The 14,739-nt window shown below is 67.9% G+C and carries 15 protein-coding genes; 10 read left to right on the top strand and 5 right to left on the bottom strand.

What is annotated here, in order from left to right:
* Window positions 1–113 precede the first annotated feature (113 nt).
* The 6 genes from AT701_RS00175 to pknB are packed head-to-tail and all read left to right on the top strand — an operon-like array spanning window position 114 to window position 8,191.
* The gene (locus tag AT701_RS00175; protein WP_011726620.1) at window positions 114–581 is read left to right on the top strand and encodes an FHA domain-containing protein FhaB/FipA; all 468 of its coding nucleotides are present in this window, start codon (window positions 114–116) and stop codon (window positions 579–581) included.
* Between the two features lie 22 nt (window positions 582–603).
* Window positions 604–2,142 carry a PP2C family protein-serine/threonine phosphatase gene (locus tag AT701_RS00170; RefSeq protein ID WP_011726619.1) on the top strand — a complete coding sequence of 513 codons (1,539 nt, stop codon included), beginning with the start codon at window positions 604–606 and terminating at the stop codon, window positions 2,140–2,142.
* On the top strand, window positions 2,139–3,554 hold the full coding sequence (locus AT701_RS00165) for a peptidoglycan glycosyltransferase RodA (protein ID WP_058124879.1): 1,416 nt from the start codon (window positions 2,139–2,141) through the stop codon (window positions 3,552–3,554). The genes AT701_RS00170 and AT701_RS00165 overlap by 4 nt, the downstream gene beginning before the upstream one ends.
* Window positions 3,551–5,026, top strand: coding sequence for a D,D-transpeptidase PbpA (gene pbpA, locus AT701_RS00160; RefSeq protein WP_003891359.1), 1,476 nt, complete (start codon window positions 3,551–3,553; stop codon window positions 5,024–5,026). The genes AT701_RS00165 and pbpA overlap by 4 nt, the downstream gene beginning before the upstream one ends.
* A 31-nt stretch (window positions 5,027–5,057) precedes the next feature.
* On the top strand, window positions 5,058–6,317 hold the full coding sequence (locus AT701_RS00155; RefSeq protein ID WP_011726617.1) for a protein kinase domain-containing protein: 1,260 nt from the start codon (window positions 5,058–5,060) through the stop codon (window positions 6,315–6,317).
* Window positions 6,314–8,191, top strand: coding sequence for a Stk1 family PASTA domain-containing Ser/Thr kinase (gene pknB / locus AT701_RS00150; RefSeq protein ID WP_003891355.1), 1,878 nt, complete (start codon window positions 6,314–6,316; stop codon window positions 8,189–8,191). The genes AT701_RS00155 and pknB overlap by 4 nt, the downstream gene beginning before the upstream one ends.
* Here the strand turns inward: pknB and AT701_RS00145 are convergent.
* Both AT701_RS00145 and AT701_RS00140 read right to left on the bottom strand, forming a co-directional pair.
* Window positions 8,169–8,843: an aminodeoxychorismate/anthranilate synthase component II gene (locus AT701_RS00145; protein ID WP_003891354.1), complete on the bottom strand. Its 675-nt coding sequence runs from the start codon at window positions 8,841–8,843 to the stop codon at window positions 8,169–8,171. The two genes, pknB and AT701_RS00145, sit on opposite strands and share 23 nt — an antisense overlap.
* Before the next feature lie 17 nt (window positions 8,844–8,860).
* Window positions 8,861–9,610: a DUF881 domain-containing protein gene (locus AT701_RS00140; RefSeq protein WP_003891353.1), complete on the bottom strand. Its 750-nt coding sequence runs from the start codon at window positions 9,608–9,610 to the stop codon at window positions 8,861–8,863.
* Window positions 9,611–9,705: 95 nt separating this feature from the next.
* Here AT701_RS00140 and crgA point away from each other — a divergent pair, with 95 nt between their 5' ends.
* On the top strand, window positions 9,706–9,990 hold the full coding sequence (crgA, locus tag AT701_RS00135; RefSeq protein WP_003891352.1) for a cell division protein CrgA: 285 nt from the start codon (window positions 9,706–9,708) through the stop codon (window positions 9,988–9,990).
* A gap of 155 nt (window positions 9,991–10,145) precedes the next feature.
* Complete coding sequence (locus tag AT701_RS00130; RefSeq protein WP_011726616.1) at window positions 10,146–10,553, top strand: PH domain-containing protein; 408 nt, start codon at window positions 10,146–10,148, stop codon at window positions 10,551–10,553.
* A 103-nt stretch (window positions 10,554–10,656) separates the two neighbouring features.
* Here AT701_RS00130 and AT701_RS00125 read toward each other — a convergent pair whose 3' ends face one another.
* Entirely contained in the window at window positions 10,657–11,184 is a 528-nt protein-coding gene (locus AT701_RS00125; RefSeq protein WP_003891350.1) for a peptidylprolyl isomerase, read from the bottom strand.
* A 120-nt stretch (window positions 11,185–11,304) separates the two neighbouring features.
* Here AT701_RS00125 and cwsA point away from each other — a divergent pair, with 120 nt between their 5' ends.
* A complete protein-coding gene (cwsA, locus tag AT701_RS00120) occupies window positions 11,305–11,715 on the top strand; it encodes a cell wall synthesis protein CwsA (protein ID WP_058124878.1) in 411 nt (136 codons plus the stop codon).
* Between the two features lie 3 nt (window positions 11,716–11,718).
* Here cwsA and AT701_RS00115 read toward each other — a convergent pair whose 3' ends face one another.
* A complete protein-coding gene (locus AT701_RS00115; protein WP_011726614.1) occupies window positions 11,719–13,041 on the bottom strand; it encodes a lysine N(6)-hydroxylase/L-ornithine N(5)-oxygenase family protein in 1,323 nt (440 codons plus the stop codon).
* 11 nt (window positions 13,042–13,052) lie between these two features.
* Window positions 13,053–13,463 carry an aspartate 1-decarboxylase gene (panD, locus tag AT701_RS00110; RefSeq protein WP_011726613.1) on the bottom strand — a complete coding sequence of 137 codons (411 nt, stop codon included), beginning with the start codon at window positions 13,461–13,463 and terminating at the stop codon, window positions 13,053–13,055.
* Between the two features lie 307 nt (window positions 13,464–13,770).
* Here panD and AT701_RS00105 point away from each other — a divergent pair, with 307 nt between their 5' ends.
* On the top strand, window positions 13,771–14,718 hold the full coding sequence (locus AT701_RS00105; protein WP_011726612.1) for an iron-siderophore ABC transporter substrate-binding protein: 948 nt from the start codon (window positions 13,771–13,773) through the stop codon (window positions 14,716–14,718).
* Window positions 14,719–14,739: the final 21 nt, after the last annotated feature.

Raw genomic sequence — 14,739 nt, 5'->3', positions numbered from 1 at the left:
GGGGTGACAAGCAGCCCGCTTCACCCGCATGCCCATCGGCGTCCAAGTATCGTGACGTTGCCTACGGTCGCCGCTGACCGATACCGACGGGACTGTCACGGGGAGGACGCCAGATGCAGGGGTTAGTGCTGCAGCTGACGCGCGTCGGCTTCCTGTTGTTGCTATGGCTGTTCATCTGGTCGGTGCTGCGCATCCTGCGCACCGATATCTATGCCCCCACGGGCGCGGTGATGGTGAGACGTGGGCTGGCCCTTCGCGGCTCGCTGCTGCCCAACCGGCAGCGGCGTCATGTGGCGCGGCAGCTCGTGGTCACCGAGGGCGCACTGGCCGGCACCCGCATCACGCTGGGCAACCAGCCGGTGCTGATCGGCCGGGCCGACGACTCGACGCTGGTGCTCACCGACGACTATGCGTCGACGCGCCACGCCAGACTGTCGCCACGAGGTTCTGAGTGGTACGTCGAGGACCTAGGATCGACCAACGGCACTTACCTTGACAGGGCGAAGGTGACAACAGCAGTAAAGGTTCCCATTGGCGCGCCGGTGCGGATCGGCAAGACGGTAATCGAGCTGCGCCCGTGAGCCCGCGCACGCGAGGAGCAGAATGACCCTCGTTCTCCGCTACGCGGCCCGCAGCGACCGCGGTCTGGTCCGCGCCAACAATGAGGACTCGGTGTACGCGGGTGCCCGACTGTTGGCGCTCGCCGACGGCATGGGCGGACACGCCGCAGGTGAGGTCGCGTCGCAACTGGTGATCGCCGCGCTCGCGCATCTCGACGACGACGAGCCCGGCGGCGACCTGCTGAGCAAGCTGCACCAGGCGGTGGCCGAGGGCAACGCCGCGATCGCCGCGCATGTCGAGGCCGATCCCGAACTCGACGGCATGGGTACCACACTCACCGCGATCCTGTTCGCGGGCAACCGCCTGGGCCTGGTGCACATCGGCGACTCCCGCGGCTATCTGCTGCGCGACGGTGAGCTGACACAGATCACCAAGGACGACACGTTCGTACAGACCCTCGTCGACGAGGGCCGCATCACAGCCGAGGAGGCCCACAGCCACCCGCAGCGCTCGCTGATCATGCGCGCGCTCACCGGCCACGAGGTCGAGCCGACGCTGATCATGCGCGAGGCCAAGGCCGGCGACCGCTACCTGCTGTGCTCGGACGGCCTGTCGGACCCGGTCAGCCAGGAGACCATCAAGGAAGCCCTGCAGATCGAGGATGTCGCCGAAAGCGCCGACCGGCTCATCGAATTGGCGTTGCGCGGGGGCGGTCCCGACAACGTCACGGTGGTCGTCGCCGACGTCGTCGACTACGACTACGGCCAGACCCAGCCGATCCTGGCCGGCGCGGTCTCCGGTGACGACGACCAGACCGCACCGCCGGACACTGCCGCGGGCCGCGCCTCGGCGTTCAACCCGCGCCGCAACGAGCCCAAGCGCGTCATCCCCCAGCCCGCCGAGCCGGCCCGCAAGCCGCGCTCACGCCGCCGCATGATCATCGCGGCGGTGCTGGTGGTGCTGGTCGTGGTGGCGGGCCTGGCGATCGGCCGCGAGATCCTGCGCAACAACTACTACGTCGCCGAGCACGACGGCACGGTGTCGATCATGCGCGGCGTGCAAGGCTCCTTCCTGGGCATCTCGCTGCAGGAGCCGTACCGGCTGGGTTGCCTCAACGCGCGCAACGAACTGTCGCTGATCGGCGCCAACGAGAACCGCGACAACCTCGGCTGCCGCCTCATGGCCGTCAACGACATGCGCCCGTCCGAACGCGCCCAGGTGGTCGCGGGCCTGCCCGGTGGCACCCTCGACGAGGCGTTCGCACAGATCGGCGAACTGGCGCGCAGCTCGCTGCTTCCGGTGTGCGCCCCGCCGCGGCCCACGACGACCACCCGGGCGCCTGCTCCCCCGCCGGCCCCGCCGTCGTCACCGGCGCCGGGCGCCAGCGGCCGCGGTGCGGGCGAATCCCCGGTCCCACCGAGCCCGAGCCCCACCACGACGGCCGCGCCTGCGCCGTCGGGAGCGCCCGGGTCGCCGAATCCGCCGCCACCGGCATCGCCGTCGCCGACACCGTCTCCGACCGTGACCGCACTGCCTCCCCCGCCGCCGCAACCGGGGACGAACTGCCGGGCGGTGTCATGACGACGCAACCCCAGTCGCCGGTTACCGTCACGCCGCCGCTCCCGAACCGGCGCAACGCGGAACTGCTGCTGCTGGGGTTCGCGGCGCTGATCACCACCGTGGCCCTGTTGATCGTCGAGGCCAACCAGGAGCAGGGCGTGACCTGGGACCTGGCCCGCTACATGGTCGGCTACCTGGCCCTGTTCGGCGCCGCGCACCTCGCGGTCCGGCGGTTCGCGCCATACGCCGATCCGCTGCTGCTGCCGGTCGTCGCCGTGCTCAACGGGCTTGGGCTGGTGATGATCCACCGGCTCGACCTTGCCGAGGGTGAGCTGACCGCCGACGGCCTCGGCGGCAGCGCCAACCAGCAGATGCTGTGGACGCTGGTCGGTGTGGTGGCGTTCGCGCTCGTGGTGGTGTTCTTGAAGGACCACCGCATGCTGTCGCGCTACGGCTACGTCTTCGGTCTGACCGGCCTTGTGCTGCTTGTCATTCCGGCGCTGCTGCCGGCCAAGTACTCCGAGCAGTACGGCGCCAAGATCTGGATTCAGTTCCCGGGCTTCTCGATTCAGCCCGCCGAGTTCTCCAAGATTTTGCTGCTCATTTTCTTCTCCGCGGTGCTGGTGTCCAAGCGCAGCCTGTTCACCAGCGCGGGCAAGCACGTCCTTGGCGTCGATCTGCCCCGCCCCCGCGACCTCGCGCCGCTGCTGGTGGCCTGGGCCGCGTCGGTGGGCATCATGATCTTCGAAAAAGACCTCGGCACTTCACTTCTGCTGTACGCGTCGTTTCTGGTGCTGCTCTACGTCGCCACCGAACGGATCAGCTGGGTGGTCATCGGCCTGGCGCTGTTCGCGGCGGGAAGTGTGGTGGCCTACAACATTTTCGGCCACGTGCAGGTGCGGGTGCAGACGTGGCTGGACCCGTTCGCCGACCCCGAGGGCGCCGGCTACCAGATGGTGCAGTCGTTGTTCAGCTTCGCCACGGGCGGCATCTTCGGCACCGGCCTGGGCAACGGACAGCCCGGCACCGTCCCTGCCGCCGCCACCGACTTCATCACCGCCGCGATCGGTGAGGAACTCGGATTGGTCGGTCTGGCAGGCGTTCTCATGCTCTACACCATCCTCATCATCCGCGGCCTGCGCACGGCGATCGCGGTGCGCGACAGCTTCGGCAAACTGCTCGCGGCGGGTCTGGCGTCGACACTGGCGATCCAGTTGTTCATCGTCGTCGGCGGTGTGACGCGGCTGATCCCGCTGACCGGCCTCACCACGCCGTGGATGTCCTACGGCGGGTCGTCGCTGCTGGCGAACTACGTGCTGCTCGCGATCCTCGTCGTGATCTCGCACGCGGCCCGCAGGCCCATCACCACGTCCCGGCCGCCGAACGCGACGCCGATCGCCGCGGCCAGTACCGAGGTGATCGAAAAGGTATGAACACCTCACTGCGCCGGGTGGCCGTCGCGATCATGGTGTTGATCGTGCTGCTTCTGGCCAACGCCACCGTGACCCAGGTCTTCGCCGCCGACGGTCTGCGCGCCGATCCGCGCAACCAGCGCGTGCTGCTCGACGAGTACTCGCGCCAGCGCGGCCAGATCACCGCGGGCGGACAACTGCTCGCGTACTCGGTGTCCACCGACGGCCGGTTCCGCTACCTGCGCGTGTATCCCAACCCGCAGGCCTACGCCCCGGTCACCGGGTTCTATTCGCTGGGCTACTCCAGCACCGGCCTGGAGCGTGCCGAGGACGCCGTGCTCAACGGCTCCGACGAGCGCCTGTTCGGCCGTCGCCTCGCGGACTTCTTCACCGGCCGCGACCCGCGCGGCGGCAACGTGGACACCACGATCAAGCCGCAGGTACAGCAGGCCGCGTGGGACGCGATGCAGAACGGCTGCGACGGCCCGTGCCGCGGTTCTGTGGTGGCGCTCGAACCGTCGACCGGCAAGATCCTGGCGATGGTGTCGGCCCCGTCGTACGACCCGAACCTGCTGGCCACCCACGATCTCGCGGCGCAGGCCGACGCGTGGGAGAAGCTGCGCGACGATCCGCAGTCCCCGCTGCTCAACCGTGCGATCTCGGAGACCTATCCCCCGGGTTCGACGTTCAAGGTCATCACCACGGCTGCCGCGCTGCAGGCCGGGGCACGTCCGCAGACCCAGCTCACGTCGGCGCCGCGCACCCCGCTGCCCGACAGCACCGCGACGCTGGAGAACTTCGGTGGGGCGCCCTGCGGACCGGGACCCACCGTGTCGCTGCAGGAGGCGTTCGCGAAGTCCTGCAACACCGCGTTCGTCGAACTCGGTCTCAGCACCGGCACCGACAAGCTCAAGGCGATGGCCCAGGCGTTCGGCCTCGACACGCCGCCGCCCGCCATCCCGCTGCAGGTGGCGGAGTCCACCACGGGACCGATCGTCGACGCCGCCGCGCTGGGCATGTCGAGCATCGGTCAGCGTGACGTCGCCCTGACCCCGTTGCAAAACGCACAGGTGGCCGCAACAATCGCGAACGACGGCATAGCCATGCGCCCCTACCTCGTCGAGAGCCTCAAGGGGCCCGACCTGGCTACTATCAGCACCACCACTCCGGAGCAAGAGCGCCGAGCAGTGTCACCCCAGGTCGCGGCTACACTAACTGACTTGATGGTCGCCGCCGAGCAGGTGACTCAGCAGAAGGGAGCCATCGCCGGCGTGCAGATCGCTTCGAAAACCGGTACGGCAGAGCACGGGACGGACCCCCGTAACACCCCGCCGCATGCCTGGTACATCGCCTTCGCACCGGCCCAAGACCCCAAGGTCGCGGTCGCGGTGTTGGTCGAGGATGGCGGGGACCGGTTGTCGGCCACCGGCGGCGCACTCGCCGCCCCGATCGGACGCGCCACGATTGCGGCGGCGCTGCGGGAGGGTTCATGAGTCCGCGCAGGCGAGCGAAGCGGGGCAAGCAATGAGCCCGCGCGTTGGAGTCACGCTGTCCGGTCGTTACCGGCTGCAGCGGCTGATCGCCACGGGCGGTATGGGCCAGGTGTGGGAGGCCGTGGATTCGCGGCTGGGCCGCCGGGTCGCCGTCAAGGTGCTCAAGGCCGAGTTCTCCACCGACGCCGAGTTCGTCGAACGCTTCCGGGCCGAGGCCCGCACCGTCGCGATGCTCAACCATCCCGGCATCGCGAGCGTGTACGACTACGGCGAGACCGAACTCGACGGCGAGGGCCGCACCGCGTACCTGGTGATGGAGCTCATCAACGGTGAGCCGCTGAACTCGGTGCTCAAGCGCACCGGCCGGCTGTCGCTGCGGCACGCGCTGGACATGCTGGAGCAGACCGGCCGTGCGCTGCAGGTCGCGCACACCGCGGGCCTGGTGCACCGCGACGTCAAGCCCGGCAACATCCTCATCACCCCGACGGGGCAGGTGAAGCTCACCGACTTCGGCATCGCCAAGGCCGTCGACGCCGCGCCGGTCACCCAGACCGGCATGGTGATGGGCACCGCGCAGTACATCGCGCCCGAGCAGGCCCTGGGCCATGACGCGACCGCCGCCAGTGACGTGTATTCGCTGGGCGTCGTTGGCTACGAATCGGTTTCGGGCAAGCGCCCGTTCACCGGCGACGGTGCGCTGACGGTCGCAATGAAGCACATCAAGGAGACCCCGCCGCCGCTTCCGGCCGATCTGCCGCCGAACGTGCGCGAGCTGATCGAGATCACGCTCGTGAAGAACCCGGGCATGCGGTACAAGTCGGGCGGCCCGTTCGCCGACGCGGTCGCCGCGGTGCGCGCGGGTCGCAGGCCACCGCGGCCCAACCAGGCACCGACGCTGGGACGTGCCGCACCGGCCGCGGTGCCGTCGGCCGCGCAGGCCCGTGCCTCTGCCGATCTCACGGGCCGTGCGCCCGTCACCGCCGCACGCGCGAGACCCACCGCGACGGCCGCGCATCGGACTCCGCCGCCTCGACGCACGTTCTCCTCGGGGCAACGGGCGCTATTGTGGGCGGCTGGCGTCCTCGGCGCGTTGGCCATCGTGATCGCGATCCTGATCGTGCTCAACGCGCAGGACCGCAAGGACCGCGAGCAGTCGCCACCGCCGACGGTCACCGACACCGTCACCGAGACGACGCCCTACGAGGAGACCCCGGCGGCGATGCCTGACCTCATGATCATGTTGCGTGCGGCTCAGCCCGAGCCGCCGCCATCCGAACAGATACAGCGATGACCACGCCTCAGCACCTTTCCGACCGATACGAACTCGGTGAGATCCTCGGCTTCGGCGGCATGTCCGAAGTCCACCTGGCGCGCGATCTGCGCCTTCACCGCGATGTCGCGGTGAAAGTGCTGCGCGCCGACCTTGCGCGCGACCCGAGCTTCTACCTGCGGTTCCGCCGCGAGGCACAGAACGCCGCGGCGCTGAACCACCCCGCGATCGTCGCGGTGTACGACACCGGCGAGGCCGAGACACCCAACGGGCCGCTGCCGTACATCGTCATGGAGTACGTCGACGGTGTGACCCTGCGCGACATCGTCCACACCGACGGTCCGATCGCGCCGCGGCGTGCGATCGAGATCATCGCCGACGCGTGCCAGGCGCTGAACTTCAGCCACCAGCACGGCATCATCCACCGCGATGTCAAGCCGGCCAACATCATGATCAGCAAGAACAACGCTGTGAAGGTGATGGACTTCGGCATCGCCCGCGCGCTGGCCGACACCGGCAACAGCGTCACGCAGACCGCCGCGGTGATCGGCACCGCGCAGTACCTGTCACCCGAGCAGGCGCGCGGTGAGACCGTCGATGCGCGCTCGGACGTGTACTCGCTGGGCTGCGTGCTCTACGAGATCCTCACCGGTGAACCGCCGTTCATCGGGGATTCGCCCGTCGCGGTCGCCTATCAGCACGTGCGGGAGGATCCGGTGCCGCCGTCGCGGCGCCATGCCGACGTCACGCCCGAACTGGACGCCGTGGTGCTCAAGGCGCTGGCCAAGAACCCCGACAACCGGTACCAGACGGCCGCCGAGATGCGCGCCGACCTCATCCGTGTGCACGAGGGCCAGGCGCCCGACGCGCCCAAGGTGCTCACCGACGCCGAGCGCACGTCGATGCTGGCCGCCCCGCCCGCCGACCGCGCGGGCGCGGCCACCCAGGACATGCCCGTGCCGCGTCCGGCCGGGTACAGCAAGCAGCGCAGCACCTCGGTGGCGCGCTGGCTCATCGCGGTCGCGGTGCTCGCGGTGCTGACCGTGGTGGTGACGGTCGCGATCAACATGGTCGGCGGCAACCCGCGCAACGTCCAGGTGCCCGACGTCGCCGAACAGTCCGCCGACGACGCGCAGGCCGCGCTGCAGAACCGCGGCTTCAAGACCGTCATCGACCGCCAGCCCGACAACGAGGTGCCGCCCGGCCTGGTGATCGGAACCGATCCCGAGGCGGGTTCCGAGCTGGGCGCGGGGGAGCAGGTCACCATCAACGTCTCGACGGGGCCCGAGCAGGCCCTTGTGCCCGACGTGGCAGGCCTGACCCCGACGCAGGCCAGGCAGAAGCTCAAGGACGCCGGGTTCGAGAAGTTCAGGGAGTCGCCGAGCCCGTCGACGCCCGAGCAGAAGGGCCGGGTGCTCGCGACCAACCCGCAGGCCAACCAGACCGCGGCGATCATCAACGAGATCACGATCGTCGTGGGTGCGGGCCCGGAGGATGCACCGGTGCTCAGTTGCGCCGGGCAGAACGCCGAGAGCTGCAAGGCGATCCTGGCCGCGGGCGGTTTCACCAACACCGTCGTCGTCGAGGTCGACAACCCGGCCGCGGCCGGTCAGGTGGTCGGTACCGAACCGGCCGACGGCCAGTCGGTGCCCAAGGACACCGTGATCCAGATACGGGTGTCGAAGGGCAACCAGTTCGTGATGCCCGACCTGGTCGGCCAGTTCTGGTCGGACGCCTATCCGCGGCTGACCGCGCTGGGCTGGACCGGTGTGCTCGACAAGGGACCCGACGTCCGCGACAGCGGTCAGCGCACCAACGCCGTGGTGACGCAGAGCCCTTCCGCGGGAACGCCGGTGAACAAGGACGCCAAGATCACGCTGAGCTTCGCTGCGTAGCGGCCGCGACCGCGCGGGCGACCTCGTCCTCGAGGCGGCGCACGAGCGTCTCGTCCGGTGCGGCGCCGCAGAAGCCGAGCCAGTTGGCCAGCATGCGGTGTCCGCCCTGGGTGAGGATCGACTCGGGGTGGAACTGCACGCCATGGATCGGCAGCTCGGTGTGCCGGACGGCCATGATGATGCCGTTGTCGGTCTGGCCGACGACCTCGAGCGCGGCGGGCAGCGTCTCGGGCAGGATCGTCAGCGAGTGGTACCGCGTCGCGGTGAACGGATCCGGCAGACCCTTGAGCACGCCGCTGTCGTTGTGGTGCACGACGCTGGTCTTGCCGTGCAGCAGTTCGGGCGCACGGTCGACGGTGCCGCCGAACGCCACGCCGATCGCCTGATGCCCCAGGCACACGCCCAGCAGGGGAGTGCCCGCCGCGGCGCACGCCTTCACCAGCGCGATGGAGGCTCCCGCACGTTCGGGGGTGCCCGGCCCGGGGCTGAGCAGCACACCGTCGAAGTCGGCGGCGGCCTGCGCTATCGCGTCCTCGGTGGCCAACCGGGCGTCGTCGTTGCGCCAGACCTGCGCGTGCACACCGAGCTGGCCCAGGTACTGGACCAGGTTGAACACGAAGCTGTCATAGTTGTCGACCACCAAAACCTGCATCGGCCCAGGTTACCGGCTCAGTAGCCGAGGGGTCCCGCCGGTTTCGCGTAGCGCATGCGCACGGGCTCGGTGTGGCCGGCGAGAGTGACCTCGGCCTTGGGCTCCTCGGTGTAGCCGAGGCCGAAGCGCAGCACGTACTGCTTGTACAACGTGACCAGCGGCGCCTCGGCGAGTGCGGCCTGCATCGCGGCGGCGTCGCCGATTGCGGTTATGACGTACGGCGGGCTGTAGGTGCGACCGTTGAGCAGCAGGGTGTTGCCCACGCAGCGAGGCGCCGACGTCGCGATGATGCGCTGGTCCTGCATCTGGATGCCCTCGGCGCCTGCGCTCCACAGCGCGTTGAGCACGGCCTGGATGTCCTGCTGGTGCACGACGAGGTCATCGGGGGCGGCGTCGCGGGGGAACCGGCCCTCGGCGTCGCGCTGTGCGTCGTTGAGCGTCACCACCAGGCCCGGGCCGCGCATGGGATCCATGCCCGCGTCGACGGCGAGTTGGGCGGTCCGCGCGGTGATGGCGTCGAGCGCGGCGTGTGAGCTGGGGGAGCCGCCGTGGTGGCTGTCGACCTCGAGTGCGAGCGCGTCGCGCTGCGCGGCGAGCCGGTCGACGGACTGCTGGGCCTCGCGCACCAGGTCGACGAGGCGGGGAGAGTCGCTGCGGCGGATCTCGTCGCCCCCGGAGACGCCGTGCGTGGCCGCCAGCAGCAGGCCTGCGAGCAGGCAGATGACCGGCACACCGAGGCGCCATCGGGAACGGCTGGGCTGGTCCATCGGCTCCTCTTCAGGACTTACAGCTACGTTAGGCTCTTGAAGCAATCTTTCTTCATCGTCGCACCGTGTGACGCCGACTGTCCGCGAAGGTACCCATGCCCAAGTCCAAAGTCCGCAAGAAGAACGACTTCACCTCCAGGCCGGTGAGCCGGACCCCGGTGAAGGTGAAGGCCGGACCGTCCAGTGTCTGGTTCGTCGCTCTGTTCATCGGCCTCATGCTGTTCGGTCTCATCTGGCTACTGGTGTTCCAGCTGGCGGCAACCAACCCGATCGACACCCCGTCGTTCCTCCAGTGGATGGCGGATCTCGGTCCGTGGAACTACGCGATCGCCTTTGCTTTCATGATCACCGGTCTGTTGCTCACCATGCGCTGGCGCTGACCTGACACAAGGCAATAATGAATTCATTTTATGTTCTTGGCGTCGCCGATCCAGCAACGTCTGCCGCTCTCAATCACACCGATGTGATTCATCCCCATTGGGGATAGCACCTGTGGATAACTCCATCGGTACGGGTAAGAGGGTGTGAATAACCCGTGCAGCAAACTCAGTGGAGCCCGTCGACAGCAGGAATCGCAGGTTGTGGCATAGCCGGACTTATGATGGCTATCGCCGCTGTGACGGTGATCACAGACCCGCCCGGACGTGTTCTTGCCGGCATTGCCGCCGTGGGATTGCTCACGTTCGCAAGCTTCTCGTTACGTTCGCGGCCGAAACTGGCAATCACGGACGACGGTCTGGTGGTCCGCGGATGGGCGCGCACCAGGACGTTCCGGCACGACGAGATCGACACGATCCGCATCACGGAGTTCCGCAGGCTCGCCCGCAAGGTCCGCATGCTCGAGATCGACGCGCACGACGGCAGGCTCGTGGTGTTCACCCGCTGGGATCTGGGAACCGACCCCCTCGACGTGCTCGACGCGCTGAAGGCGGCCGGGTATTAGAGCCGGGTATTAGGCGCTCACAAGAGCCCGCGACCGTGCGGTTTCATACGCAACACGCCGTGGCGGGCGTACGAGACCGCACAGTCGCGGTGAAAAAGGGCCGTCAGGCGATCGTGATGGACTCGATCACGACCGGCTCGGTCGGACGGTCGCTACGGTCGGTGGGCGTCGAGGCGATCGCGTCGACGACCTTCTGCGACTCCTCGTCGACGACCTCACCGAAGATGGTGTGGCGCCGGTTGAGGTGCGGCGTCTTGCCCACGGTGATGAAGAACTGCGAGCCGTTGGTGCCCGGGCCGGCGTTGGCCATGGCCAGCAGGTACGGCTTGTCGAACTGCAGCTCGGGGTGGAACTCGTCCTCGAACTTGTAACCCGGGCCGCCACGACCCGTGCCGGTGGGGTCACCGCCCTGGATCATGAAGCCGTCGATGACGCGGTGGAAGACGGCGCCGTCGTAGAACGGGCCGGAGGTGCCACCCGAGGCGTTCTCGGTGCTGTAGTCCTTGGTGCCCTGCGCCAGGCCGACGAAGTTGTTCACCGTCTTCGGGGCGTGGTTGCCGAACAGTGCGATCTTGATGTCGCCGCGGTTGGTGTGCAGGGTCGCGGTCGCGGTCTGAATAGGACTCGTCACGAAGGCCAGTCTGCCATCTCCGTGGCGCCGCCGGGGCGGGGCCCGCCAGATCCGCCCCGCGCGAGCACGGAAGTGGCACTCTGGACAGGCAGTACGCAGTCCGTGTCAGAAAGGTGCGAGATGCCCGCCAGAGCAGATGTCCGATTGGCCCCTCGTCAACGCCTCACCCGCGGTCTCAAATACACCGCGGTGGGACCGGTGGACATCACACGCGGCGTCCTGGGCATCGGCGCCGACACCGCGCAGGCAACCGCTGCCGAGCTACGCCGCCGCTATGAGTCCGGCAAGCTTCAGCGCCAGCTCGCCGCGGCTGCCGAAGCCGTTGCTGCGCTTCCCGAGACGATCCAGGAAGCCGTGCAGGAGGTGGTCAGCCCGCCGAAGAAGCGGCGCAGGCGTCCGCTGCTGATCGCCGCGGTCGCGGTCACCGTGCTCGGCGGGGGAGCCGCGGCGTTCTCCATCGTGCGGCGCCGTAGCCGACCCCAGGAGCCGCCGACGCTCGCGCCGAGCGTCGAGGTCGCCCCCAAGCCCTGAACGTCAGGCGTCGCTGCCGACCGGGCTGAGCCGGTGGGTGCCGGTCCTGGTGTGGGTGATCACCGACTCCAGGATCTCGCCGCTGCGCACCGCGATGTTGGACAACAGCGACGAGGTCAGCCCGTGCGTGTGCTCGGTGTTGCCCTGGATGTAGAGCCCGCCCGCGGTCGGCGGCACGGTCGCCAGGCGGTAATCCCTTGACACCACAGGGTTTCCGTCCTCGAGCACCAGATCGTGGTAGAGGTCGCCGAGGATGCCGTCGAGCCGCGCAGGCATGAAGCCCGTCGCGTAGATGACGGCATCGCAGTCGAGTTCCTCGACCGTGCCGGACGGGTGGTGACGGATGTGCACGCGCACGCCGGCGTCGTCCTCGTCGGTGTGCTGCACGCTCGACGCGCCACGCACGAACAACCGCCGCCGTCCGGCGACACGCTCGGCGTACTCACGGGCGTAGAGCTCTTCGATCAGCTCGAGGTCCACCGCCGAGTAGTTGGTGCTGCGGTGGTAGTTGATCAGCCGGCGCCGCACAGCCGGATCGGCGACGAAGAAGTCGTCCACCGCGTCCGGGTCGAACACGCGGTTGGCGAACGGGCTGTCGTCGGCCGGGCTGTACCCGTACTTCGCGAAGACGCCGTGGACCTCGTTGTCCGGTGAGAGATCGTGCAGGTAGGCGCACACCTCGGCAGCGCTCTGCCCGGCGCCGACCACCACGTACCGGTTGTGGCGCGGGTCCGGCATGGCCGCGAGATCGTGCAGCAGCCCGTGGTTGTGGATCTGGCGCCGCGTGCGCTGCACACCCGGCGGCAACAGGGGCTGCAACCCGCCGGCGACGACGACGTTGCGCGCCCGCAGGATTCCCTCGGTTGCGCCGGTCACGGTGACGTCGAAGGCCCCGTCGGTATCGCGTACCGACACCACGCGTGAGCCGTAGTGCACGGTCGCACCGACCTTGTCGGCCGCCCAGGACAGGTAGTCGTGGAATTCCAGGCGGGTGGGAAAGAACGTCTTGAAGTTGATGAACTCGGTGAGACGGCGACGTTCGGTGAGATAGTTCAGGAAGGTGAACTCACTGGTTGGGTTGCGTTGTGTCGCCAGGTCTTTCAAGAACGAAACCTGCATCGTGGCGCCGGGGATCAACATCCCGGTGTGCCAACCGAATTCGGGTTTGACCTCGACGAACTCGGCGTTGATGGCCTCGGCGTGGGTTTCGTTGTACTCGCGGATCGCGATGGCGAGCGCGAGATTGGAGGGCCCGAAGCCGACGCCCACGACGTCGAGCACGGGACTGTCCCCGTTGCGGCCGTTGAGATGATCGATGCTCTGCATGTTTGTCCCTGTCACACCCGTCCCACCAGCTGATCGGCCGCCCCTGGTACCGGCTGGGCCGGGTCGGATCCGATGGTGACGATGTGGTTGTCGGCGTCGACGTGCACGACGTTTGCCCGGTGATCGGCACGTTCGGCTTCGTCGAGATGTACGAACGACATGATGATCACCAGGTTTCCTGGCGAAATGAGATGGGCGGCAGCGCCGTTGATGCCGATCACACCCGACCCCGGGGTGCCGGTGATGGCGTAGGTGACCAGTCGTGCCCCGCTCGTGATGTCCACGACGTGCACCTGTTCACCCTCGACGATGTCCGCGGCTGCCATCAGTTCCGCGTCGATCGTTATGGACCCGACGTAGTGCAGGTCCGCTTGAGTCACTGTTGCGCGGTGAATCTTGCTTGCCAGCAGCACTCTTTGCATCGTCACCCCCCTCTTGTATGCAGTTGGTCCGGCGCAGCCGAGCACACGCCCCCCACAGCGTTTTCATAGCGAAGGCTAACCTATCTAAGCCGCATTGCAACCCCCACCTTTGCTCGCGACGACCAAAACCCAAGGGCCGCACTGATTCCTGGGTGTTTCCTGACAGGTTCCTGTGAATCTCCATCCCGTGGTAGTAATGCAAGCCTAAGCTAGGTAGCTCATCCAACCGGACCCACAGGGGGAGATCCACGTGACACGTCAGCATCGAGATCGGCCGCCGAACCGGCGCCGACATTGGCTTCGCGCCATGGCACCGATTTTCGCGGCCGCCGTCGCCATCGGCATGGTGAGCGCGTGCGGTTCCGAATCCGAGCCCGCGGCCGAATCGGGCGCCACGACCATCAGCCACAAGTTCGGCGAGACAACGGTTCCCGAGAATCCGAGCCGTGTGGTGACGGTGGGCTGGACCGACCAGGACTTCGTGCTCCCGTTCGGTGTCGTGCCGGTGAGCGCACGTGAGTTCTCGGAGAACTACAACGACTTGCCGTGGGTCCAAGAGGCCACCGGCGGCAAAGGAATCCCCACCTGGGGCTCGGATTCGATCGACTTCGAAGCGATCGCGGCACAGAAGCCCGATCTGATTCTGGCAATCTACGAAACCATCGATCAGCAAACTTACGACAGGCTGTCGCAGATCGCGCCGACGGTGATCCAGTCGGCCGATTACGCCGACGAGGAAACCCCTTGGGATGTCCAGCTTCTCACCACCGGCAAGGCGCTCGGTAAAGAGGCCGAGGCCAAGGAACTCCTCGACGAGGTTCAGGGCAAGATCGACGAGGCCCGCAGGAACAACCCCGAGTTCGAGGGTAAGACGCTGGTGGTCGACTTCGGACCGGCCGACGGCGGGCACTACCTGCTCGGCGAAAACGACCCGCGGCGTTCGCTGTTCACCGCACTTGGCTTCCAGACCCAGGACGTGGTGGGTGATGTCAGCGAGGAGAAGCTCGACCTGCTCGATCGTGACGTGCTGTTCGTCAACGGCGCCACCAAGGACGAACTGATCACCTCGCCGGCCTTCGAGCGGCTGGGCGTGGTCCGTGACGGCCGCACCCTGTACACCACGTTCGAGTCGAAGCTCAGCGATGCGCTGACCTACAGCGGACCCGATTCGCTGCAGTACGCACTCGACGTGCTCACCCCGCAGCTGGCGAACGCGCTGAACGGCCGCCCGGTGGCCGACCTGTCGAACGCCTGACGCGCACAACCGGTTTCCGGT

It is taken from the genome of Mycolicibacterium smegmatis (assembly GCF_001457595.1).
Classification (GTDB): Bacteria; Actinomycetota; Actinomycetes; order Mycobacteriales; family Mycobacteriaceae; genus Mycobacterium; species Mycobacterium smegmatis.
Note: the sequence above shows the minus strand (reverse complement) of the source record. Positions and strands in the feature narration are given on the sequence as shown.